The organism is Serratia sp. 22278 (assembly GCF_052045405.1).
In the GTDB taxonomy this organism is placed as follows: domain Bacteria; phylum Pseudomonadota; class Gammaproteobacteria; order Enterobacterales; family Enterobacteriaceae; genus Serratia; species Serratia marcescens.
This window is the reverse complement of record NZ_JBQEOW010000014.1, coordinates 1-22,996: the sequence shown is the minus strand read 5'-3', so window position 1 is coordinate 22,996 and position 22,996 is coordinate 1. Positions and strand designations below refer to the sequence as shown.

Annotated in this window: 21 protein-coding genes; 9 read left to right on the top strand and 12 right to left on the bottom strand. The window is 58.4% G+C overall.

Annotation, left to right across the window (positions count from 1 at the left end):
• Positions 1 to 70: 70 nt before the first annotated feature.
• Positions 71 to 1,732: an AsmA family protein gene (locus tag ACTJJ6_RS20285; RefSeq protein ID WP_079452478.1), complete on the top strand. Its 1,662-nt coding sequence runs from the start codon at positions 71 to 73 to the stop codon at positions 1,730 to 1,732.
• Between the two features lie 37 nt (positions 1,733 to 1,769).
• Here ACTJJ6_RS20285 and fabY read toward each other — a convergent pair whose 3' ends face one another.
• The 5 genes from fabY to typA form a co-directional block, all read right to left on the bottom strand.
• Complete coding sequence (gene fabY, locus ACTJJ6_RS20280) at positions 1,770 to 2,717, bottom strand: fatty acid biosynthesis protein FabY (RefSeq protein ID WP_025304711.1); 948 nt, start codon at positions 2,715 to 2,717, stop codon at positions 1,770 to 1,772.
• 21 nt (positions 2,718 to 2,738) lie between these two features.
• Positions 2,739 to 3,176, bottom strand: a complete 438-nt coding sequence (gene dtd, locus ACTJJ6_RS20275; protein ID WP_016929644.1) for a D-aminoacyl-tRNA deacylase — start codon at positions 3,174 to 3,176, stop codon at positions 2,739 to 2,741.
• Positions 3,173 to 4,066, bottom strand: coding sequence for a virulence factor BrkB family protein (locus ACTJJ6_RS20270; protein WP_097101169.1), 894 nt, complete (start codon positions 4,064 to 4,066; stop codon positions 3,173 to 3,175). Before ACTJJ6_RS20270 ends, dtd begins: the two co-directional genes overlap by 4 nt.
• Positions 4,067 to 4,117: 51 nt before the next feature.
• A complete protein-coding gene (yihX, locus tag ACTJJ6_RS20265) occupies positions 4,118 to 4,708 on the bottom strand; it encodes a glucose-1-phosphatase (protein WP_004931242.1) in 591 nt (196 codons plus the stop codon).
• Positions 4,709 to 4,874: 166 nt separating this feature from the next.
• Positions 4,875 to 6,698, bottom strand: a complete 1,824-nt coding sequence (typA, locus tag ACTJJ6_RS20260; protein ID WP_004931243.1) for a ribosome-dependent GTPase TypA — start codon at positions 6,696 to 6,698, stop codon at positions 4,875 to 4,877.
• Positions 6,699 to 7,068: 370 nt separating this feature from the next.
• Between typA and glnA the strand changes: the two genes are divergently transcribed.
• The 4 genes from glnA to ACTJJ6_RS20240 all read left to right on the top strand — a co-directional run bounded on the left by glnA (position 7,069) and on the right by ACTJJ6_RS20240 (position 11,379).
• Positions 7,069 to 8,478, top strand: a complete 1,410-nt coding sequence (gene glnA / locus ACTJJ6_RS20255; RefSeq protein ID WP_004931244.1) for a glutamate--ammonia ligase — start codon at positions 7,069 to 7,071, stop codon at positions 8,476 to 8,478.
• 194 nt (positions 8,479 to 8,672) lie between these two features.
• Complete coding sequence (glnL, locus tag ACTJJ6_RS20250; RefSeq protein WP_004931246.1) at positions 8,673 to 9,722, top strand: nitrogen regulation protein NR(II); 1,050 nt, start codon at positions 8,673 to 8,675, stop codon at positions 9,720 to 9,722.
• Positions 9,723 to 9,730: 8 nt separating this feature from the next.
• A complete protein-coding gene (glnG, locus tag ACTJJ6_RS20245; protein ID WP_015379452.1) occupies positions 9,731 to 11,143 on the top strand; it encodes a nitrogen regulation protein NR(I) in 1,413 nt (470 codons plus the stop codon).
• 113 nt (positions 11,144 to 11,256) lie between these two features.
• Complete coding sequence (locus tag ACTJJ6_RS20240; protein WP_004931250.1) at positions 11,257 to 11,379, top strand: YshB family small membrane protein; 123 nt, start codon at positions 11,257 to 11,259, stop codon at positions 11,377 to 11,379.
• 34 nt (positions 11,380 to 11,413) lie between these two features.
• Here the strand turns inward: ACTJJ6_RS20240 and hemN are convergent, their stop codons facing one another.
• On the bottom strand, positions 11,414 to 12,787 hold the full coding sequence (hemN, locus tag ACTJJ6_RS20235; RefSeq protein WP_049299559.1) for an oxygen-independent coproporphyrinogen III oxidase: 1,374 nt from the start codon (positions 12,785 to 12,787) through the stop codon (positions 11,414 to 11,416).
• A gap of 182 nt (positions 12,788 to 12,969) precedes the next feature.
• Complete coding sequence (gene yihI / locus ACTJJ6_RS20230; RefSeq protein ID WP_015379455.1) at positions 12,970 to 13,512, bottom strand: Der GTPase-activating protein YihI; 543 nt, start codon at positions 13,510 to 13,512, stop codon at positions 12,970 to 12,972.
• 734 nt (positions 13,513 to 14,246) lie between these two features.
• Here yihI and yihA point away from each other — a divergent pair.
• Complete coding sequence (gene yihA / locus ACTJJ6_RS20225) at positions 14,247 to 14,891, top strand: ribosome biogenesis GTP-binding protein YihA/YsxC (RefSeq protein ID WP_004931258.1); 645 nt, start codon at positions 14,247 to 14,249, stop codon at positions 14,889 to 14,891.
• 278 nt (positions 14,892 to 15,169) lie between these two features.
• On the opposite strand, the gene ACTJJ6_RS20220 is transcribed toward yihA, so the two are convergent.
• A complete protein-coding gene (locus tag ACTJJ6_RS20220; protein ID WP_071892919.1) occupies positions 15,170 to 15,217 on the bottom strand; it encodes a spot 42 RNA, inhibition of DNA synthesis in 48 nt (15 codons plus the stop codon).
• A 191-nt stretch (positions 15,218 to 15,408) separates the two neighbouring features.
• Complete coding sequence (gene polA, locus ACTJJ6_RS20215; RefSeq protein WP_193843162.1) at positions 15,409 to 18,207, bottom strand: DNA polymerase I; 2,799 nt, start codon at positions 18,205 to 18,207, stop codon at positions 15,409 to 15,411.
• 497 nt (positions 18,208 to 18,704) lie between these two features.
• On the opposite strand from polA, the gene ACTJJ6_RS20210 reads away from it, so the two are divergent.
• Complete coding sequence (locus tag ACTJJ6_RS20210; RefSeq protein ID WP_028128069.1) at positions 18,705 to 19,601, top strand: acyltransferase; 897 nt, start codon at positions 18,705 to 18,707, stop codon at positions 19,599 to 19,601.
• 41 nt (positions 19,602 to 19,642) lie between these two features.
• Here ACTJJ6_RS20210 and dsbA read toward each other — a convergent pair whose 3' ends face one another.
• The 3 genes from dsbA to ACTJJ6_RS20195 form a co-directional block, all read right to left on the bottom strand.
• Positions 19,643 to 20,266 (bottom strand): thiol:disulfide interchange protein DsbA, encoded by a 624-nt coding sequence (dsbA, locus tag ACTJJ6_RS20205; protein ID WP_004931264.1) that lies wholly within the window; start codon positions 20,264 to 20,266, stop codon positions 19,643 to 19,645.
• A 29-nt stretch (positions 20,267 to 20,295) separates the two neighbouring features.
• Positions 20,296 to 21,282: a serine/threonine protein kinase gene (locus ACTJJ6_RS20200; protein ID WP_049299557.1), complete on the bottom strand. Its 987-nt coding sequence runs from the start codon at positions 21,280 to 21,282 to the stop codon at positions 20,296 to 20,298.
• Between the two features lie 98 nt (positions 21,283 to 21,380).
• A complete protein-coding gene (locus tag ACTJJ6_RS20195; RefSeq protein WP_004931268.1) occupies positions 21,381 to 21,650 on the bottom strand; it encodes a YihD family protein in 270 nt (89 codons plus the stop codon).
• A 148-nt stretch (positions 21,651 to 21,798) separates the two neighbouring features.
• On the opposite strand from ACTJJ6_RS20195, the gene mobA reads away from it, so the two are divergent.
• Both mobA and mobB read left to right on the top strand, forming a co-directional pair.
• Positions 21,799 to 22,389 carry a molybdenum cofactor guanylyltransferase MobA gene (mobA, locus tag ACTJJ6_RS20190; protein ID WP_049299556.1) on the top strand — a complete coding sequence of 197 codons (591 nt, stop codon included), beginning with the start codon at positions 21,799 to 21,801 and terminating at the stop codon, positions 22,387 to 22,389.
• Positions 22,386 to 22,904: a molybdopterin-guanine dinucleotide biosynthesis protein MobB gene (mobB, locus tag ACTJJ6_RS20185; RefSeq protein WP_049299555.1), complete on the top strand. Its 519-nt coding sequence runs from the start codon at positions 22,386 to 22,388 to the stop codon at positions 22,902 to 22,904. The genes mobA and mobB overlap by 4 nt, the downstream gene beginning before the upstream one ends.
• Positions 22,905 to 22,996 lie beyond the last annotated feature (92 nt).

The following is a 22,996-nucleotide window of genomic DNA, read 5'->3' as shown; positions in this document are numbered from 1 at the left end:
TTGCCCTTGAGATGCCCAGCCAATTGCGGCATAAACAGGGTATCTTTTTTGACCGATGCGGATGTAGACGATGAAATTTATCGGAAAGCTGTTGCTGACGTTGCTGCTGCTGATCGTGCTGGCGGTGGTGCTGCTGTACCTGGTCGGGCAAACCCGCTGGGCGGCAGGCCGCCTGAGCGCCTGGATCAGCGACAACAGCGAATACCGCCTGTCGATAGGAAAAATCACCCATTCGTGGCGCCAACCGGACCAGATCGCTCTGGAAGACGTGCAGCTGGCGCGCAGCGGCCAGCCGCAGGCGCTGGCCGCCAAACGCGTCGATCTCGGCCTCAGCCTGCGCCAAATCACCGAACCGCGCTATTTCCACAGCGTCACGCTGCGTGACGGCACGCTGAACGTGCAGCCGCAGACTGCGGCGCTGCCTGTACAGGCCGACGTGCTGCAACTGAGCAATATGGCGCTGCAATCCAACGATAACGCGTGGCAGCTCAACGCGCAGCAGGTCAATGCCGGCATCACGCCGTGGCGCCCGCTGGCCGGCCATCTGCTGGGGGACAACAATCAGTTCCAGTTCAGCGCCGGTTCGATGACGCTGAACGGCATCCCCGCTTCGAAGGTGTTGGTGCAGGGGGAGCAAAAGCAGGGTCAGCTGCTGTTGAACAATTTCGGCGCCGATCTGGCGCAGGGCGACCTGACCGGCGTAGCCAGCCGCGCCGCCGACGGCAGTTGGCAGGTGGATCGCCTGCGGCTGAGCGGCGTGCGCCTGCAGACACCGATGACGTTGGCGGAATTCATGCGGCGCTTTACCGCCCTGCCGCCGGTCACCCTCAAGCGTTTCGATCTGATCGACGCGCGCCTGGAAGGCAAGGCGTGGGCGTTTAACGATCTCGATCTGTCGCTGCAAAACGTCAGCATCGAAAAAGGCGACTGGCGCAGCGAAGACGGCTCGCTCAACGTCAATGCCAGTGATGTGATCAACGGCGGTTTCCACCTGATCGACCCGATCGCCACCCTGCGCCTCTCCTCCGCCGGCATCGCCATTCAGCAGTTCACCACCCGTTGGGAAGGCGGGCTGCTGCGCACCTCCGGCAATTGGCTGCGCGCCGGCAAACGCCTGCAGCTGGATGAAGTGGCCATGGCGGCGCTGGAGTACACCCTGCCTATCGACTGGCGCGAGCTGTGGCTGAAACCGCTGCCGGACTGGCTGGCCGAGGTGTACGTCACCAAGCTGACCACCAACCGCAATCTGATCATCGACATCAACCCGGCGTTCCCGTTCCAGATCACCGCGCTGGACGGTTATGGCAGCAACCTGCTGCTGGCGCGCGACCACCAGTGGGGCATATGGTCCGGTTCGCTGAACCTGAACGGCAGCGAGGCGACCTTCAACAAGATCGACGTGCGGCGCCCTTCGCTGGCGCTGAACGCCGACGCCAGCCAGATCGCCGTCACCGAACTCAGCGCCTTCATGCCTAATGGGTTGCTTGAGGCCAAAGCGACCGTCGATCAGTTGCCGGGCAAGCCGTTCCAGCTGATGCTGCACGGCCGCTCGGTACCGCTCAATACCTTGCAGCAATGGGGATGGCAGCCGGTGCCGCTGACGGGCGACGGCAACCTTGAGCTGCAGTTGAAAGGGCTGCTGAACAGCGACGGGCCGTTCAAAGCTTCATTGAAGGGGACTCTGCAAGCCACCGCCGGCGACGGCCAGACGGTGAACCAACAGCTGCCGTAATGCACTGCGCGGCCCGCCCTCAGGCAGGGCCGCCGCCTTACTCCTCCAGCGCTTCAGAGCCGCCCTGATCCAGCGGTACATCCGGCTCGGCCGGCAGCACCATGTAAGTGCCTTCGAACACCGCGCCCTTATCCTCATCGCCGAACAGATGCACTTCGGCGTGCACGCGCGCGCGGCGGCCGCGCGCCAGACGCGCCAAATCACCGCTCAGCGAACCGAGATCCGCCACCGCCCGCGGCCTGCCGGTGATCGGTTTGCTGTAGCGAATGTGCGCGTCCGCCAGAATGATGGTGCCGCCGAGATGGCGCTCGCGCAACAGCAGCCAAATCAGCCCCCAAGCGGTCAGCGTCGCCAGTGAGAACAGGCTGCCGGCAAACAGCGTATGGTGCGGATTCTGGTTGCCGATCTCCGGCATGGTGGTGACGAAGCGCTGGCCGGTGTATTGGCTGATGCGCACGCCCATCTTTTCGCTCAGCGGGATATGTTCATACCAGGCCTGCTGCAATTGGCCGCACCAGTCGGGGCGATGCAGGATATCGTCCAGCGTCGCCACCGGTTTGATCATCAAGAAGTGACGGATCGGGGTGGTCTGCGGCGCGGTGATCTCGCCCTGATTGACGAACCCCAGCTTGGCGAAGAAATCCACAGCGTCTTCACGGGCGCTGCACACCACCCGCTTCACGCCTTCCTGCCGCGCGACGGACTCCAGCGTTATCGCTACCAGCGTCCCGAGCCCTTTATCCTGCAACGTCGGGTCTACCGCCAGAAAACGGATCGCCGCCTCGTTGTCGGCATTGATGTACAGCCGCCCGATGGCGACGATTTTACCGGCCTCGTCCACCACCATTTGGTGATGGGCCATGGCGTCATAGGCATCCTTTTCCGAACCCACCGGCTGGTGCAGCGGCTTGCGCAGCATTTCCCAGCGAAACTGGTAATATTCCTTCAGTTCTTGCTCTGTTACGGGTACTCGTAGGTGATACATAGACGCCTGTTCTCCGAATGCTTAGACCTGTAGCCAGAATGTCACCGGACCATCGTTGACCAGCGCCACCTGCATGTCGGCGGCGAACTCGCCGGTCTGGGTCTCTACGCCGCGTTCGCGGCATTGGCCAACAAAATATTGATACAACCGATCGGCGACCAAAGGCGCGGCGCCGCGCGAGAAGCTGGGCCGCATGCCCTTCTGGGTGTCCGCCGCCAGGGTGAACTGCGAAACGACCAGCACGCTGCCCCCGGCCTGCTGGACGTTGAGGTTCATCTTGTCGTTCTCGTCGCCGAAAATGCGGTATCCCAACACGCGTTCGCACAGGCGCTGCGCTTTTTGCTCGTTATCGCCCTGCTCCACGCCCAATAACACTAACAAACCGGGGCCAATTTTGCCTACCGTCTCGCCACCTACCGTGACGCTGGCGTTTAACACCCGTTGAATCAACGCAATCATTCCTGCTGCCCTTCTGGTTTTGGTTCCTGTTGCTCCGCCTTCTGCCGGCGGTAGTCGCGGTATTCGCCAATGGTCACGGTGATTTCCGCGCCGAGTAACACGATACACCAGCTCCAGTAGACCCACAGGAATAAAATCGGGATCACCGCCAGCACGCCGTAAATCAGCTGATAGGAAGGGAACATGGTGACGTACAGCGCGAATCCCTTCTTGCCCAGCTCGAACAGCAATCCGGCCACCACCGCGCCAATCAGCGCGTCTTTGGGCGGCACGCGCACCGTCGGCACGATGCAATACAGCAACCAGAAGGAGATACACGACAAAATCAGCGGGAAAATGCGCAGCACCTGATCCACCAGCCCGTTAACCCCGGTCTGCGCCAGCCAGTTGAGCGACAGCAGGTAGGAGCTGATGGCCATGCTGGCGCCCACCAGCAGCGGCCCCAACGTCAGCACCATCCAGTACACGGCGAAGGAGAAGACGATCGGCCGTTTGTTCTTGCTGCGCCAGATGGTGTTCAGCACGCTGTCCACCGAGGAGATCAGCAACAGCGCGGTGACAATCAGCCCGCAGGTGCCGACGGCGGTCATCTTGTTGGAGTTGGCGACGAACTGCTCCAGGTAGTTCTGGATCACATTGCCGGCGGCCGGCACGAAATTGGCAAAAACAAAGCGCTTCAGCTGTTCGCTGATGTCGGCAAACATCGGGAAAGCGGCGAACAGCGCGAACACCACGGTGACCAACGGCACCAGCGACAGCAGAGAAACATAGGCGAGATGGCCCGCCAGCATCGTCAGGCCATCGTGGTCGATGCGCTGGTACAGCAAACGCCCAAAAGTAACGCCGGGCTTAATCGCAGGGGGCAGCTTCTTGCGGCGGAAAAACGACATGGTCACTCCTTGATGTCCGTTGATACGCCTTAAGCTTAACGCGCCCTGCGCTCATTGGGCAAAATAGGCCGGCACCACGTCGCGATCGGTGACGTGCACCGTCTTGATCCCCAGCGCCTGCGCGGCGAGGACGTTCGCCGGGTGATCGTCGAAGAACACCGCGTCGGCGGCGGCGGTGTTTTCCGCGGCCAGCACATGTTGATAGATATCGGCCTCCGGCTTGCGCATGCCGAGATCTTGCGACAAATAGAGATGATCGGCGGCGGCGGCCACTTCAGGATAGTGCTGCGGCCAGTAGTTGCAGTGCAGACGGTTGGTGTTCGACAGCACCACCACCCGGTGGCCTTCGTTGCGCAGGCGCTGCATGATGTCGATCACTTCCGGACGCAGCGCGACGAATACCGCCTGCCAGCCGGTGGCGAATTGTTCGAAGCTGAGCGCGATGCCCATTTCATCGCACAGCTTGCCGGCGAAGTCTTCGTCGCTGATTTCACCGCGCTCATGTTGCTGGAACACCTCACCCATGGCGAAACGATCGGACAGCACCGCCAACGGCGTGCCGCTCAAATTGCTCCACACGCCCAGCACACGCTTGAAATCGATATCGACGATCACATTACCTAAATCAAAGATATACAGCATAGTCCTCTCCTGATGGGCCGGTGAGATTTCACTGTAGCGGGAAAAGGAACAGCTGAACAGGGAGCGAACGGAAAAGCGCATAGCGCGCCGCACAAACGGGGAACAACAGAGGAAAAAACTCAGGGCGCGAGAACCGCGCCCTAAGCATGAGACACTCAATCAGCGATTAAGCGTCTTTTGGACCGCGGCTGGCACGCTTACGATCGTTTTCCGTCAGGTGACGCTTACGGATACGGATCGAGGTTGGCGTCACTTCTACCAGTTCGTCGTCATCGATGAACTCCAGAGCTTGCTCCAGGGTCATTTTGATGGCCGGAACCAGGGTAGTCGCTTCGTCAGTACCGGAAGCACGCATGTTGGTCAGCTTCTTACCGGTCAGGCAGTTTACGGTCAGGTCGTTGGAACGTGAGTGAATACCGATGATCTGGCCTTCATACACTTCCGCACCGTGGCCCAGGAACAGCTTGCCGCGATCCTGCAGGCCGAACAGCGCGAACGCGACCGCTTTGCCCTGGCCGTTGGAGATCAGCACGCCGTTCTGACGCTGGCCCACTTCGCCCGGACGCACGTCGTCGTAGTGGCTGAAGGTGGAGTACAGCAGACCGGTACCCGAAGTCATGGTCATGAATTCGTTACGGAAGCCGATCAGACCGCGGCTTGGGATCACGTAGTCGAGACGCACGCGGCCCTTACCGTCCGGATCCATGTTTTTCAGGTCGGCTTTACGCTCGCCCATCGCCTGCATCACGGAACCCTGATGCTGCTCTTCGATATCCAGCGTCACGTTCTCGAATGGCTCCTGCTTGCGGCCATCGATTTCGCGGAAGATAACTTTCGGACGGGAAACCGCCAGCTCGAAACCTTCACGGCGCATGTTTTCGATCAGCACCGACAGGTGCAGCTCGCCACGACCGGATACGCGGAAGGCGTCCGCATCGTCGGTTTCTTCAACACGCAGCGCCACGTTGTGCACCAGCTCTTTGTTCAGACGGTCAAGGATCTGACGCGACGTCACGTACTTGCCTTCTTTACCGCAGAACGGCGAGGTGTTGACGTTGAAGAACATGGTGACGGTCGGTTCGTCGACGGACAGCGCCGGCAGCGCTTCTACGGCGTTGGTGTCGCAGATGGTGTCGGAGATGTTCAGCTCGCCCAGGCCGGTGATGGCGATGATGTCGCCCGCTTCCGCCAGGGTGCTGTCGATACGCTCCAGACCCAGGTGACCCAGCACTTTACCCACTTTACCGTTGCGAGTTTTGCCTTCGCTGTCGATGATGGTGACCTGCTGGTTCGGCTTCACTTTACCGCGCTTGATGCGGCCGATGCCGATAACGCCCAGGTAGTTGTTGTAGTCCAACTGGGAGATCTGCATCTGGAATGGCGCTTCCAGCTCAACCTGCGGCGCAGACACGTGGTCGACGATCGCCTGATACAGCGGGGTCATGTCTTCCGCCATGTCGGTGTGGTCGACGCCGGCGATGCCGTTCAGCGCAGAAGCGTAGATGATCGGGAAGTCGAGCTGCTCGTCGGTCGCGTCGAGGTTCACGAACAGGTCGAACACCTGATCCACAACCCAGTCAGGGCGCGCGCCAGGGCGGTCAACCTTGTTGATGACCACGATCGGCTTCAGACCATTGGCGAAGGCCTTCTTGGTCACGAAGCGGGTTTGCGGCATAGGGCCATCCATTGCATCCACAACCAGCAGCACCGAGTCAACCATCGACATCACGCGCTCTACCTCGCCGCCGAAGTCGGCGTGTCCTGGGGTATCCACGATGTTGATACGGTAACCGTTCCAATTAATGGCGGTGTTTTTTGCGAGGATGGTAATCCCACGCTCTTTCTCCAAATCGTTGGAGTCCATTACGCGTTCGGTGGCTTCCGCACGCTCTCCGAAAGTACCGGATTGTTGCAGCAGCTTATCAACCAGGGTGGTTTTACCATGGTCAACGTGGGCAATAATGGCGATGTTACGCAAATTTTCGATCACAGCTTTGCCTCGGGCATTAGAAATAGCGCGCTATTGTACACGTATTAAGCGAGGGACTAAACAAGATCACAACCATCTCTTATAAACAACCGCGTACCGGTCAGTTTGTGATCCCTTTCACGGTGCAAAAAGCCGCAATCGTTGCACTTTTGCACCATTTCAGTGCCCTCGCTCACTCCAATTGCACCATTTCGGTGCAATTTATCACTGATGGTGCATACTGGGGTTGGGTAAAACCCGCGCAGAAAGGCGATGAAAGCCTTTTTTAAAAGTTGGCACGCTTTTCGCTTTAGTCTTTTCAAGGCGAAAAAAAGCCAGTTCCACAGATTCGTTCCACGACGACGACAATGATAAACCGGGAGAGTTAAGTATGTCCGCTGAACACGTTTTGACGATGCTGAATGAGCATGAAGTGAAATTCGTAGACCTGCGTTTCACTGACACCAAGGGTAAGGAACAGCACGTGACTATCCCGGCTCACCAGGTAAACGCCGACTTCTTCGAAGAAGGTAAAATGTTTGACGGCTCCTCTATCGGTGGTTGGAAGGGCATCAACGAATCTGACATGGTGCTGATGCCGGACGCCAGCACGGCGGTTCTGGATCCATTCTTCGAAGAACCTACGCTGATCATTCGCTGCGACATTCTCGAGCCGGGCACCATGCAAGGCTATGATCGCGACCCGCGCTCCATTTCCAAACGCGCCGAAGACTTCCTGCGCTCCTCCGGCATCGCGGACACCGTGCTGTTCGGGCCAGAGCCTGAGTTCTTCCTGTTCGACGACATCCGCTTCGGCAGCAGCATCCGCGGTTCCCACGTGGCGATCGACGATATCGAAGGCGCCTGGAACTCCGGCACAAAATACGACGGCGGCAACAAAGGCCACCGTCCGGCGGTGAAAGGCGGTTACTTCCCGGTTCCACCGGTCGACTCTTCGCAGGATCTGCGTTCCACCATGTGTCTGACCATGGAAGAGATGGGCCTGGTGGTTGAAGCGCACCACCACGAAGTGGCGACCGCCGGTCAGAACGAAGTGGCGACCCGCTTCAACACCATGACCAAGAAAGCCGACGAAATTCAGATCTACAAGTACGTAGTGCACAACGTGGCGCACGCCTTCGGTAAAACCGCGACCTTCATGCCGAAGCCTATGTTCGGCGACAACGGTTCCGGCATGCACTGCCATATGTCGCTGTCCAAGAACGGCACCAACCTGTTCGCCGGCGACAAATACGGCGGCCTGTCTGAAACCGCGCTGTTCTACATCGGCGGCATCATCAAGCACGCCAAGGCGATCAACGCGCTGGCCAACCCGACCACCAACTCGTACAAACGTCTGGTGCCGGGCTACGAAGCGCCGGTGATGCTGGCTTACTCCGCCCGTAACCGCTCCGCGTCCATCCGTATCCCGGTGGTCGCCAGCCCGAAAGCGCGCCGCATCGAAGCCCGCTTCCCGGATCCGGCGGCTAACCCATACCTGTGCTTCGCCGCGCTGCTGATGGCCGGCCTGGACGGCATCATCAACAAGATCCACCCTGGCGACGCCATGGACAAAAACCTGTACGACCTGCCGCCGGAAGAAGAAGCCGAGATCCCAAAAGTGGCCGGCTCGCTGGACGAGGCGATGGCCGCACTGAACGAAGACCGCGAGTTCCTGACCCGCGGCGGCGTGTTCACCGACGATGCGATCGATGCCTACATCGAACTGCGCAAAGAAGAGATGGACCGCATTCGCATGACGCCACACCCGGTCGAGTTCGAACTGTACTACAGCGTCTAAGTTCTACCCGCGCCGTCTGCCCTGGCGGACGGCGCCCACAATTTTTGTTATCGCTTTTTTGTTGCCGTGGAAACTTTCAGCCCATCTTCGGATGGGTTTTTTTCTCCACCGTATTTTCTGCAAAACTATTCCATACCGTGTCGATCCCGGATGGAGTAGGATAGATGCACTAAAAAGGTGCAGGAGTCTGCTGTATGGCAACTGGCAAGCTGCCCGATGCTGGGCAGATCCTCAATTCACTCATCAACAGCATCCTGCTGTTGGATGACTCACTGGCGGTTCACTACGCCAACCCGGCGGCACAGCAGCTGCTGGCGCAAAGCTCCCGCAAGCTGTTCGGTACGCCGCTGCCCGATTTGCTCGGTTATTTTTCGCTGAACGTCTCTTTGATGCGCGAAAGCCTGCGCGCCGGGCAGGGCTTCACCGATAACGAAGTGACCCTAGTGGTCGACGGCCGCGCGCATATCCTTTCCCTGACCGCTCAGGCGCTGCCGGAAGGCTATATCCTGGTCGAGCTGGCGCCGATGGACAATCAGCGCCGCCTGAGCCAGGAACAGCTGCAGCATGCCCAACAGGTGGCGGCCCGCGATCTGGTGCGCGGTTTGGCGCACGAAATCAAAAACCCGCTGGGCGGCCTGCGGGGCGCGGCGCAGCTGCTGGCCAAGGCGCTGCCCGATCCGGCGCTGACCGAATACACCAAGGTGATCATTGAGCAGGCCGATCGGCTGCGCAATCTGGTGGATCGCCTGCTCGGGCCGCAACGGCCCGGCCAGCACATCACCCAAAGCATCCATCAGGTCGCGGAGCGCGTCTGCCAACTGGTGTCGCTGGAAATGCCGGATAACGTCACGCTGGTGCGCGACTACGATCCGAGCCTGCCGGAAATGGCCCACGATCCGGATCAGATAGAACAGGTGCTGCTGAACATCACCCGCAATGCGCTGCAGGCGTTGGGCGAGGCGGGCGGCACCATCACGCTGCGCACCCGCACCGCGTTTCAGATTACGTTGCACGGCACCCGCTACCGACTGGCGGCGCGCATCGACGTCGAAGACGACGGCCCCGGCGTGCCGGCGCAGCTGCAGGACACGCTGTTCTACCCGATGGTCAGCGGCCGTGAAGGCGGTACCGGCCTGGGATTATCCATCGCCCGCAATCTGATCGATCAGCATTGCGGAAAAATTGAATTCAACAGTTGGCCAGGTCATACCGAATTCTCGGTCTACCTGCCCATTCGTCAGTGAGGTTTGCAATGCAACGAGGGATAGTCTGGATCGTCGATGACGATAGCTCCATCCGCTGGGTGCTTGAGCGCGCGCTCACCGGCGCGGGCCTGAGCTGCGCCACCTTCGAAGGCGGCAATGACGTGCTGGAAGCCTTGGCCACGCAAACTCCCGACGTGCTGCTGTCCGATATCCGCATGCCGGGCATTGATGGTCTGGCGCTGCTCAAGCAGATCAAACAGCGTCACCCGATGCTGCCGGTGATCATCATGACCGCGCATTCGGATTTGGACGCCGCCGTCAGCGCTTATCAGCAAGGGGCCTTCGACTACCTGCCGAAGCCGTTCGACATCGACGAAGCGGTGGCGCTGGTCGAGCGCGCCATCAGCCATTATCAGGAACAGCAGCAGCCGGTGCGCAGCCAGCCGGCCAGCGATCCGGCGGCGGACATCATCGGCGAGGCGCCGGCGATGCAGGACGTGTTTCGCATCATCGGCCGGCTCTCGCGTTCGTCGATCAGCGTGCTGATCAACGGCGAATCCGGCACCGGTAAAGAGCTGGTGGCGCATGCGCTGCACCGCCACAGCCCGCGCGCCAAATCACCGTTCATCGCCCTGAACATGGCCGCTATTCCCAAGGATCTGATCGAGTCCGAGCTGTTCGGCCACGAGAAAGGCGCCTTCACCGGCGCTAACCAAATCCGCCAGGGGCGCTTTGAACAGGCCGACGGCGGCACGCTGTTCCTCGACGAGATCGGCGATATGCCGCTCGACGTGCAAACGCGCCTGCTGCGGGTGCTGGCGGACGGCCAGTTCTACCGGGTCGGCGGCTATGCGCCGGTGAAGGTCGACGTGCGCATCATCGCCGCCACGCACCAGAACCTGGAGCTGCGGGTACAGGAAGGCAAGTTCCGCGAGGATCTGTTCCACCGCCTGAACGTGATCCGCGTACACCTGCCGCCGCTGCGCGAGCGCCGTGAAGACATCCCGCGGCTGGCGCGCCACTTCCTGCAGATCGCCGCCAAAGAGCTGGGCGTCGAGGCCAAGAACCTGCATCCGGAAACCGAAACCGCGCTGACCCGCCTGCCCTGGCCGGGCAACGTGCGCCAGTTGGAGAACACCTGCCGCTGGCTGACGGTGATGGCCGCCGGCCAGGAAGTGCTGATTCAGGATCTGCCGGGTGAGCTGTTCGAAACCGCCGCGCCGGAGAGCCCCAGCCACAGTCTGCCGGACAGCTGGGCCACGCTGCTGGCGCAGTGGGCCGATCGCGCGCTGCGTTCCGGTCATCAAAACCTGCTGTCGGAAGCCCAGCCGGAAATGGAGCGCACGCTGCTCACCACCGCCCTGCGCCACACCCAGGGGCACAAACAGGAAGCCGCGCGCCTGCTGGGCTGGGGGCGCAATACCCTCACCCGCAAGCTTAAAGAGCTGGGCATGGAATAGGAACGGGGATGGATGATGAAAAACGCAGTCCGGCGCACAAAAAAACGCCAACCGCAGGCTTTACAGCCGGTGCGGGCGCAGTATGATCGTGTCGCACACTCTGGAGGTTGACGATGCTGGACTCGTTCATCGCATTCATTTCTCAGGGCGCGGAGCTGGGCTCCGCCGCCAGCCACACTCCGCAGGCGGCGGTCGCCGCGGTGCTGTGCGCCGCGCTGATTAACTTCTTCAGTTAAAAAAACAGCCGCATCAGCGGCTGTTTTTTCATCCTCAGATCACCCGAGAGAACTGCTGGCTGCGCGCCTGTTGCCGCAGATAGCGGTCGAAACACATGCAGATATTGCGGATCAGCAGACGCCCGCGCGGCGTAACGCGAATGCCCTGCTCATCGCGCTCCACCAGCCCATCGCGTTCAAACGGCGCCAGCAGCTGCAGGTCTTCGGCGAAATAGGCGGTGAAATCGATGCCGTATTGCCGTTCGAGCGGCTGATACGCCAACCGGAAGTTGCAGATCAGCGTTTTGATCAGATCGCGCCGCAGGCAATCGTCATCCGTCAGCGCCAGCCCGCGCCACAGGGCGTTGCCCTGCGCAGATACGCTGTCATAGTAATGCTTCAGCTCTTTCTGGTTCTGCGCATAGCTGTCGCCGAGCATGCTGATGGCCGACACGCCCAGCCCCAGCAGATCGCTGTCGCCCTGGGTGGTGTAGCCCTGGAAATTGCGGTGCAGCTTGCCTTCGCGTTGGGCGATCGCCAGCTCGTCGTCCGGATGTGCAAAGTGATCCATACCGATGAACTGATAGCCGGCGTCAGTCAGGAACGCGATGCTCTGCTGCAAGATATCCAACTTCTGCTGCGCGCTGGGCAGATCGGCGTCTTTGATTTTGCGCTGGGCGGCGAACAAATTCGGCATATGCGCGTAGTTGAACACGCTGAGGCGATCGGGATTCAGTTCGGCCACCCGCTGCAGCGTGAAAGCGAAGCTTTCCGGCGTCTGTTTCGGCAGGCCGTAGATCAGATCGATATTGGTCGAGCGAAAGCCCAGCGCTTTGGCCCGTTCGATCAGAGCGAAGATGAAGGCTTCGTCCTGCTCGCGGTTGACCAACTGCTGCACCTGCTTGTTGAAATCCTGCACCCCCATGCTCAAACGGTTAAAGCCTTCGGCGCGTAAATGATCGAGCACATCCAGCTCTATCTCGCGCGGATCGACTTCGATCGACATCTCCGCATCGGGCAGAAAATCAAAATGTTCGCGCAGCAGCGCCACCAGCCGGCTGATTTGCGCTTTGTCCAGGTAGGTTGGCGTACCGCCGCCCCAGTGCATCTGGCCAACCTTGCGGCCGGCGAACAGCGGCGCACGGCTGGCGATCTCTTGCGCCAAAACGTTCAGGTATTCGTCGGCCTTGTGCGTCTGGCGCGTCACCAGCTTGTTGCAGCCGCAGAAATAGCACAGCTTATGGCAGAAAGGGATATGCACGTACAGCGACAGCGGCCGCTCAGGGTAGCGCGCCGCGGCGCGTTGAAACGCCGCTTCGTCGTAGCGCTGGTTAAACTCCAGCGCCGTGGGGTATGAGGTATAACGCGGCCCTGAGTAGTTATATTTTTGGATCAGGGCCAAATCCCAGACAATCGTCTGCTCTGACATGCTCACTCCTTCCGATATCTTTTTCTACCGGGCCGGGAGAGGGGCGGTTGTCTGCGCTGTCTGGCCACGGAAGCGCTGCGAAAACGCGCTTTGCGCTTAGACAGCCGCCATAGTTTACCGAATAACCACAGCAGATAACACATCAAGAGTAGGGCTATTGTCGGGATCAGCCACATGGCGCGTTAAAAGGCGTCTTTCGGGTTGCCGCCTTTCAGCAGCTTCAGAATATCTTCCTGCTTCTCTTCTTCTTCCTCGTCGTCTTCATCGCCCAGCTCGATGCCCAGCACGTCCATCAGCACATCGATACGATCCAGCGTCTTATCGACATACGCCTGTTCTTGCGCGTTCAGCGTTTCGCCATCGTCGATGCGATCCAGCAGCGCGTTCAGGCGTTCGTCATTTTCGAGCTTCGCCAGCTCTTCTTCCGGCGACAGGCGCGGTTTCGCTTCGGCCTTTGGCTTCGGCTGCGGTTTGGCCTTCACTTTGGTTTCGTCGACCACCAGCGCAACCGGCACTTTACTGCCGATACGCGGATCTTTGGCTTCCGCCGCCGATTTGTTTTTTTGGCTGCCGGACTCAACCTGGGTGCGTGAACCGGAAGCGTGGCCGCGGCGCTTTTTCAGGCGTTTGCGCTCGCGCGCTTCCTGATCGAGCTCCATACGGCTTTTCTTTTTCGTTTTTGACTTCGCCGCGCTGCCGCGAGGTGCTTTTGATGGCTGGTTCATAGCGTGTGCTCTTAGGTATGTAGATTCAGTATAGAATTGCGGCGGAATCTAGCAGAAAGCGGACAAAGAAAAAAGGCGGCAGGTTAAACCTGCCGCCTATTTCGCACCTTCTTGCGAAGGGTATTCCTGTTACGCGCTCCTTGCGCACATGCAACATCCCGGTTTTTCCTTCTGCTATAACCGCATTCCCTGCCACTACGTCCTTCATCCTGAAAGGAAAATCGTCCATGGCGCAATCCATTCGCATCCGCTCTTCCCGAGCGTGCTTCCTGCGGGCATCCAAACTGCCGATACTTCACCATCCGATGTGCCTGCCGCCTATTCCGGTGCGAAAGGGTCACTTCCTTTTGCGTTCATCCTGGCACTCATTGCACGCCCTGTGCATTCCCTGAGATTTGTCATCCTTCCCGGATGTTCCCTAATCCTGCGCAACCCTGCGTTAACGAGTACTTTACGTTATTGTTGCGAAGGCTCAAGGCACCTGACGCCGATTTGACTGACATTTCCACACAACGAAAAAACAACACATTGTTTTTAAAATAGAAACAGAAATATCGCTTTCGAATAAAGCGACATTACCCGCGATTCGAATGGCAAATGTCTCACAACGTACGGTCGGCATAACTGCCGTTTTATCGCGCCCCGCCGCTTAAAAACGGAGAAACACGCCATTTTTACCGCTGATGCAGTTATAATCGCCAACCAGTTAGCCATCCTCACGGAGACGAAAAATTTTGACCAGCAAGAACTACAACTATCATGTGACCCATTTCGTCACCAGCGCACCCGATATTCGCCATCTGCCGGGGGATGCAGGAATTGAAGTCGCCTTTGCCGGCCGTTCCAACGCCGGTAAATCCAGCGCGCTGAATACGCTGACCAATCAAAAAAGCTTGGCGCGCACCAGTAAGACGCCGGGGCGCACCCAGCTGATCAACCTGTTCGAAGTGGAAGACGGCATTCGTCTGGTCGACCTGCCGGGTTATGGCTACGCCGAAGTGCCGGAAGAAATGAAGCGCAAATGGCAACGCGCGCTGGGCGAATACCTGCAGATGCGCAACAGCCTGAAAGGGCTGGTGGTGCTGATGGATATCCGCCATCCGCTGAAAGATCTCGACCAGCAGATGATCCAGTGGGCGGTCGACGTCGGCACGCCGGTGCTGGTGTTGCTGACCAAGGCCGACAAGCTGGCCTCCGGCGCACGCAAGGCGCAGCTCAACATGGTGCGTGAAGCGGTGCTGCCGTTTATGGGGGATATCCAGGTCGAAGCCTTCTCATCGCTGAAAAAGATCGGCGTCGACAAGTTGCGCCAGAAGCTGGACACCTGGTTTAACGAGATCCCGCCGGAAGTGCTGCCGGAAGAGGACATCGGCGAATAAGCCCTGATCGCACGTTTGAGCCGATGCCTCGCCGCATCGGCTTTTTTATGCCCGCAGATCGGCCGCAGGCGGGATTTTTCGTTATCTAATTACATTTTTGAAATAAAGCCATCATAAAGACTTATTGCCAAAACGGGCTTGTCTCGCCGAATTACGCGGATTGAGGGAGCGGAAGCTGAAATGAAAAGCGGAGCCGAGCGATAGGAAAAACGTATGGTTTGCTGCTGTTTTTACAATAAAAAACGCCCCAGTCAATACTGACTGGGGCGGCTAAATATTCAGCCAAATCCGATTACGTGAAGTAAAAGGTCTGAAAGATAGAACATCTTACCTCTGTACCCTACGCCTGTAACTCTACATCATTTTTTCGCAGGGAAAAAGAATTTTTTGTAGTTTACTTACACAATTTGCGGCGCAAGAACGGCGAAGTTGGGGAAACTATCGCCGCATCTTGTAGCTTAATTACGAAAAGTGCTTAGCTTCTAGCCAGTTAGCGCATACGGCGATAACCCGGCGATCAGTGCGCCTCATCCCAGTTCATGCCGACGCCCACATCGACCTTCAGCGGCACCGCCAGCGTCATGCTGCCTTCCATCAGTTGGCGGATACGCTGGCTGGCTTCGTCGATCACCGATTCATGCACCTCGAACACCAATTCATCGTGCACCTGCATGATCGCGCGCACCAACGGCTTCTCCTGCCCCTGCAGCCAGGCGTCGACCTCGATCATCGCACGCTTGATGATATCGGCCGCCGTGCCCTGCATCGGGGCGTTGATGGCGGCGCGCTCGGCCGCCTTGCGGCGCATGGCGTTGCTGGAGCGGACGTCCGGCAGATACAGACGGCGGCCGTCCAGCGTGCTGACATAGCCCTGCTCGGAAGCCTGCTGACGGGTGCGCTCCATGTAATCCAGCACGCCCGGGTAACGTTCGAAGTAGAGATCCATATAGCGCTGGGCTTCCCCACGCGGGATCCCCAGCTGACGCGCCAGGCCGAAAGCGCTCATGCCGTAAATCAAACCAAAGTTAATCGCCTTGGCGCTGCGGCGCTGCTCGCCGGTCACTTTATCCAGCGGCACGCCGAAGACTTCCGACGCCGTGGCGCGGTGAATGTCTTTCCCTTCGGCAAAGGCCTTCAGCAGCCCTTCATCCTGTGACAGATGCGCCATGATGCGCAGCTCGATCTGCGAGTAGTCGGCCGCGACGATGCGGTAACCTTCCGGCGCAATAAAGGCCTGGCGAATGCGCCGCCCTTCTTCGTTGCGCACCGGGATGTTCTGCAGGTTCGGATCGCTCGAGGAGAGGCGGCCAGTGGCGGTCACCGCCTGATGGTACGAGGTATGCACCCGGCCGCTGACCGGATTGATCATCAGCGGCAGCTTGTCGGTATAGGTGGTCTTCAGCTTCGCCAGGCCACGGTATTCCAGGATCACCTTCGGCAGCGGGTAGTCCAGCGCCAGCTCGGCAAGCACCTCTTCGTTAGTGGACGGCGCCCCGCCCGGGGTTTTCTTCAGCACCGGCAGCTTTTGTTTTTCGTACAGGATCGCCTGCAGTTGCTTGGTCGACGCCAGGTTGAACGGCTCTTCCGCCAGCTCGTGGGCCTGCGCTTCCAGCTCAGCCAGACGCTTGGCCAGCTCTTGGGAATGGGCCGACAAAATGGCCGGATCGATCAGCACCCCGGTGCGTTCGATATGCGACAGCACCGGCAGCAGCGGCATTTCAATCTCATTGAATACCGTCAGCAGTTCCGCGCTCTGTTTCAGCTGCGGCCACATCGCCAGGTGCAGCTGCAGCGTGACATCGGCGTCTTCAGCGGCGTAAGGCGCCGCCTGCTCCAGCGCGATCTGGTTGAACGTCAGCTGGTTTTTGCCCTTGCCGGCGATCTCTTCAAAGGTGATGGTTTTGTGGCCCAGATAACGATCGGCCAGGCTGTCCATATCGTGACGGCCGCCGACGCTGTCCAGCACATAGGACTCCAGCATGGTGTCGTAGGCGATGCCGCGCATCTCGATGCCGTAGCGCGCCAGCAGGCTCATGTCGAACTTCAGGTTTTGCCCGACCTTGAGCGCCTTCTCGTCCTCCAGCAGCGGCTTGAGCGCTTCCAGCACATAAGCGCGATCCAGCTGCGCCGGCGCATCCAGATAATCGTGCGCCACCGGCAAATAAGCCGCTTCGCCCGGCGCGATCGCGAAGGACAGGCCGATCAGGTTGGCGGTCAGGGTATCCAGACCGTCGGTTTCGGTATCAAAGGCAAATACGTCAGCCTTTTTCAGCCGCGCCAGCCAGTCGGTAAAGGTCGCTTCGTCCAGGATAGTGACATACCCATCCTGGGACAGCTTGGCTTCCGCCAAGGCTTTCGGCGCTTCCACGGCGGCAGCCGGTTTGGCGGCGCCGGCAGCTTTCACGCCCGCGCCTTTCTTGTGTTCCAGCCAGACGCCGGCTTCCACGTCCGCCAGCCAGCGTTTGAACTCGTACTGTTTGAACAGCTGTTGCAACGTGTCGACATCCGGCGCGGAGACCGTCAGGTCCGCGCAGGTCAGATCCAGTTCGACGTCGGTTTTGATCGTCGCCAGTTTATAGGAGAGGTACGCGACCTCTTTGTTCTGCTCCAGCTTGGCCGCCATGGTTTTGGCGCCGCGGAAGCTCAGCGTGGCGATGTTCTCCAGATTACCGTACAGCGCATCCAGCCCGCCGATACCCTGCAGCAACGCCTGGGCGGTTTTCTCGCCCACGCCCGGTACGCCGGGAATGTTGTCCGATGAATCGCCCATCAGCGCCAGGAAGTCGATGATCAACTCCGGCGGAATGCCGTACTTGTCGCACACTTCCTGCGGACCGAGGATCGTGTTGTTCATGGTGTTGATCAGGGTGACGTTCGGCGTCACCAGCTGCGCCATGTCTTTGTCGCCGGTGCTGATCAGCACCGCATGGCCGGCCTTTTCGGCCTCCAGCGCCAGCGTACCGATAACGTCGTCCGCCTCAACGCCGGGCGTCACCAGCAGCGGCAGGCCCATCGCCTTGACCATGCTGTGCAGCGGCTCGATCTGCGCGCGCAGATCGTCCGGCATCGGCGGCCGGTGTGACTTGTATTCAGCGAAGAGATCATCGCGGAAGGTCTTCCCTTTGGCATCAAACACCACGGCAACGTGGCTCGGTTGATACTGCAGCAGCAGGCTGCGCAGCATATTCAGCACGCCGTACATCGCGCCGGTCGGCTCGCCCGCCGAGTTGGTCAGCGGCGGGAAGGCGTGATAAGCGCGGTAGAGGTAGGAGGAACCGTCAACCAGGATTAGTGGGTTTTCTGCAATCTGGGCCATAGCGTTTCTTTATCGTGATCGGACATAGGGGTAAGCATGCCATAGCTGGCCGTCGGAGACGAACCTTAGCGTGCATCGCGGACGAAAATGATGTGATTGTGTGCGAGGATCCGCAAGATCTTACCTGTGGATAACTTTGTGCATAGAAAAGAGACCGAATTATAACGCTGCGATTATCGTTATAACGGCGAATAAAATTCCTATTTAAATCACCGCGTTAAAAGAACGAATTCCGGCGACGCTTTATTATTGGCTTTTATTGGATTTGTGGATATAACTTTCGCCGGATTTTAATCGCACTATTCATCAAATTCGGCGCCTCAATTACCATAGCACAAGCTGGACAAGTTGCACGAAAACTCAGCAACTGGTTATCCGATGAGACGAAAAACAGTGATTTTTAGCGGCGCTTTACCCCGGCGATTTCTGTTAAAATGCGTTTTTGTTCATGCGTTTTGGCATGCAACGATGTTCCCAACAACCGTCAGCCCATAATCATGCCAAGATTGTTAACGCCTGTTATCTTTATCATTTCCGTCATACTTACCATTCTGGTGACGGTGTTGTGCTCCATCCCCATCACGCTGGCCGGCATCGTGAAACTCCTGGTGCCCATTCCCGCCGTCTGGCGATATATCTCGGCTTTCGCCGATTTCATGATGTGGTGTTGGTGCCAAGGGTTGGCGCTGTTATTGCGCATTAACGGGCAATTGCGTTGGGATATTGAAGGGCTGGAAGGGCTGGACCGCAAAAACTGGTATCTGCTGATCAGCAACCACGAAAGTTGGTCGGACATTGTCGTACTGTGCGTGCTGTTCAGAAATCATATTCCAATGAATAAGTATTTTCTCAAACAACAGCTCGCCTGGGTGCCTTTTGTCGGCCTGGCCTGCTGGGCGCTGGATATGCCATTCATGAAGCGTTACTCCCGCGCCTATTTGCTCAAGCATCCGGAAAAGCGCGGCAAGGATATCGAAACGACGCGCCGTTCCTGCGAAAAATTCCGCCAGCGTCCAACCACCATCGTCAATTTCGTCGAGGGTTCACGCTTCACCGAAGCCAAGAAAATTAAAAGCAATTCGCCGTATCGCAATTTGCTGGCGCCTAAAGCCGCCGGCATCGCGTTTACGCTCAGCGCGTTGGGCAATCAGTTCGACAAAGTATTGAACGTTACTCTGCTCTATCCGGAAAATAACCAACGGCCTTTTAGGGATATGCTGTGCGGGCGGCTGACGCGTATCGTGGTGAGAATAGAGACGCTGCCGATCGATGAAACCCTGCACGGGGACTACTTCAACGACAAGCAGTTCAAGCGGCGCTTCCAGCTGTGGCTGAATACGCTATGGCAGGAAAAAGATCGGTTGCTGGATAAATTGAAACGGCAATATGGATAAAAAAACGCCGGCGATGCCGGCGTTTTCGCATGGGGTCTGGCTTATTTCTGCTGGCTGAGGAATTTAACCACATCGGCGAACTGCTTCACGTAAGCGTCCATCGAGCTGGTGTCCAGGCCATCGTTCTTAACCATGTATTTGCCGTTGACGAATACCGCCGGCACGCCGCGCAGCTGCAGATCTTCTGCGGCTTTCTCTTGTTGAACCACCAGAGATTTCACCACGAAGCTGTTCCAGGCCGCATCATAATCTGCTGCGGTCACACCTGCTTTCACGAAGACATTACGGATATCATCCGGCGTTTGCACGGTCTGGGTTTTCTGCACCGCTTCAAACATCAGCGGGCTCACCTTGTCTTCCACGCCCAGCGCCATCGCCACCGCCCATGCCTGAGTCAGCTGTTTGCCCAACGGCCCCAGGAATTCAACGTGGTACTTGGTCATTTTGGTGCCGGCAGGCAGCGCTTTCTTTACGTTCTCAGACACATGATAGACCTGCTCGAACTGGTAGCAGTGCGGGCAGTAGAAGGAGAAGAACTCCAACACCTGCGGCTCGCCGGTCACCGGTTTGTCCAGAGTCACATACTGAGCGCCATCGCTAAACTGTGCCGCCGAGGCACTGAATGCCATCACCATGCCAACGAGCGCCAACCATATTTTTTTCATAAGACTAAACTCTCCATTGTGTTAAAGCTTCAATACATTGGCGTCAGCTGCAGAGGGGGCTCCTGCAACAGCTTAACCTGTTCGGTGAAGGCCGCAGTCTGAGACAACCAGAAATCAGACTCCGCCATCCACGGAAAACTCTTAGGGAAGGCCGGATCCTGCCAGCGGCGAGCGACCCAGGCCAGGTAATACACCATGCGCATCGCCCGCAGTGGTTCAATCAACGCCAGCTCGCGCTGATCGAACTCGGCAAATTCGCTATACGCCTCCAGCAAGACATCCAGCTGCATCAGTTGATCGCGACGTTCGCCGTGCAGCAACATCCACAGATCCTGCACTGCCGGGCCGTTGCGCGCGTCATCAAGATCGACGAACAGCGGGCCATCGCGCCACAGAATATTGCCCGGATGGCAATCACCGTGCAAACGGCGCGGCTGCCAGTTCAGATGCCAGTGCGACTTGATCGCCGCAATCAGATTATCCGTCGCCTGCAGGAACGCGTCATGCTGCGTTGCCGGTAGCAGCTCGCAATCGGCCAGCACCTGGCGCGGGGCGGTGAGGTACTCTTCAATCCCCATCGTTGGCCGCTCGGCGAACAAACGCTCACCGCCGACCTGGTGGATACGCCCCAGAAAACGGCCCACCCATTCCAACTGATCCAGATTGTCTATCTCGTATTGCCGGCCCCCCACGCTGGGGAACAGGGCAAAGAAAAAGCCGCCGTGCGTATGCAGCGTAGCGCCTTGCAGCGCCAACGGCGCCACCGCCGGGATCTCCGCGCCGGCCAGATCCAGAGCGAACTGATGTTCCTCACCGATCTGTGCGGCGCTCCAGCGCTCCGGGCGGTAAAACTTCACCACGTAGCGCCGGCGATCTTCGTCCATAAACTGATAGACACGGTTCTCGTAGCTGTTCAGCGCCGTCAGGCCGGAATCGACGCGCAGGCCAACTCCTTCTAGCGCGTCCATAATCAAATCGGGCGACAGGGTGTCGAAATTAAAAGCAGAGTTATTCATAACGTTCGTTTGATCGCTGACAGCACGGTGCCGGGAATGAGAAATAGTAGCATTAATGGCGCATTTCACGCGCTATGCTTTCTCGCACCGCACGAGGATCAGTCCTTGATAACGCCGCGCGCGCGCAGCAGCGCCGTCTTAAAATCTTCTTCGTAATCTTTCTTCAGACCCGGGATCTGATCCGTGCCGGCGCTACCGCGCATTTTCAGGTGATAAATGAGAATGTCGTCGCTCAGTTCGGACAACTCGCCCTGGAAGCCCGCTTCCTTCGCCAGCTTTTGCAAAAACTGCATCAAATTGAGATCGGGATCTTCCTGCCAGGCCGGGTGCAACAGCTCGATCAACTCGTTTACGCGATGCGTTTTCATCTCAATATCGTCCAATAGCATGAATAAACTCACAAAGTAACAGGCTTACCCACGCAGTGAAAGAACCGGCTTGTCAATAAAGGTAAATCCTGATGTCACGTCTGCTTTAGCGCTACAATCAGCCCATCGACAAGGCGGGATAAACGAGATGCATAAAGAAATCAGCGGCGTCATTTTGGCCGGCGGACGGGCCACGCGCATGGGCGGTGAAGACAAAGGCCTGGTGTCGATTGGCGGGATCGCACTCTATCAACACGTATTGGCTCGGTTACGGCCGCAGGTGACTTCCATCGTCATCAGCGCCAATCGCAATCAGGCATGTTATCAGGCGAGCGGTTTGCCGGTGATTGGAGATCTGACGCCCGATTTCGCCGGGCCGCTGGCCGGCATGCTGGCCGGGCTCAAGCAATCTTCCAGCGAATGGGTGGCCTTCGTCCCTTGTGATGTCCCCGACTTTCCCGCCGACTTAGTCGCTCAGCTATGGCAGCAAAAAGGCGCGGCGCAGGCGGCCTTTGCCAGCGATGGCGAACGTGATCACCCCACCCTGGCGTTACTGCATAGCCAAATAGCACCGCAGCTGGCCGACTATCTGGCGCGCGGTGAACGCAAGCTGATGCTGTTCTTGCATCAAATTGGCGCACAACGCGTAGTGTTCAGCGGGCAACAAGCGGCATTTCATAACCTGAATACGCCGGCAGACTGCCGACATTGGCAACAAACACGAGAGCTAAAGAAATGAATCCTGTATTGCCCCCCTTGCTGGCCATCGGCGCTTACAGCGGTACGGGGAAAACCACCCTGCTCAAACAGCTGATCCCGTTGCTGAAACAGCGCCAGATACGGGTTGGGCTGATAAAGCATACGCACCACGATATGGATGTGGATACGCCGGGTAAAGACAGCTATGAGCTGCGTAAAGCGGGCGCAGACCAAACGCTGGTCGCCAGCGATCGGCGTTGGGCATTAATGACCGAAACGCCGGAGCAACAACCGTTGGATCTGCATTATCTGGCGGGGCGCTTTGACGCCGATAAGGTCGATTTGATCCTGGTGGAAGGGTTCAAACATGAACCGGTCAGCAAGATCCTGCTTTATCGGGCCGAGATCGGCAGACCGTTGGAAGATATGCTGGATCAGTTTGTTATAGCGGTAGCCAGCGACCGATCGCTATCCATCACGGTTAAGCAGCTGGATCTCAACCGACCGGAAAGCATCGCCGACTTTATTGTCGAGTGGTTGAAAGGCGCAGCGTAGCTGCGCTTTTTGACGTTTTACGCATAGCAAAAAGCCCTGAACGTCAGTTCAGGGCTTTCGGCTTTGTTTGATGCCTGGCAGTGTCCTACTCT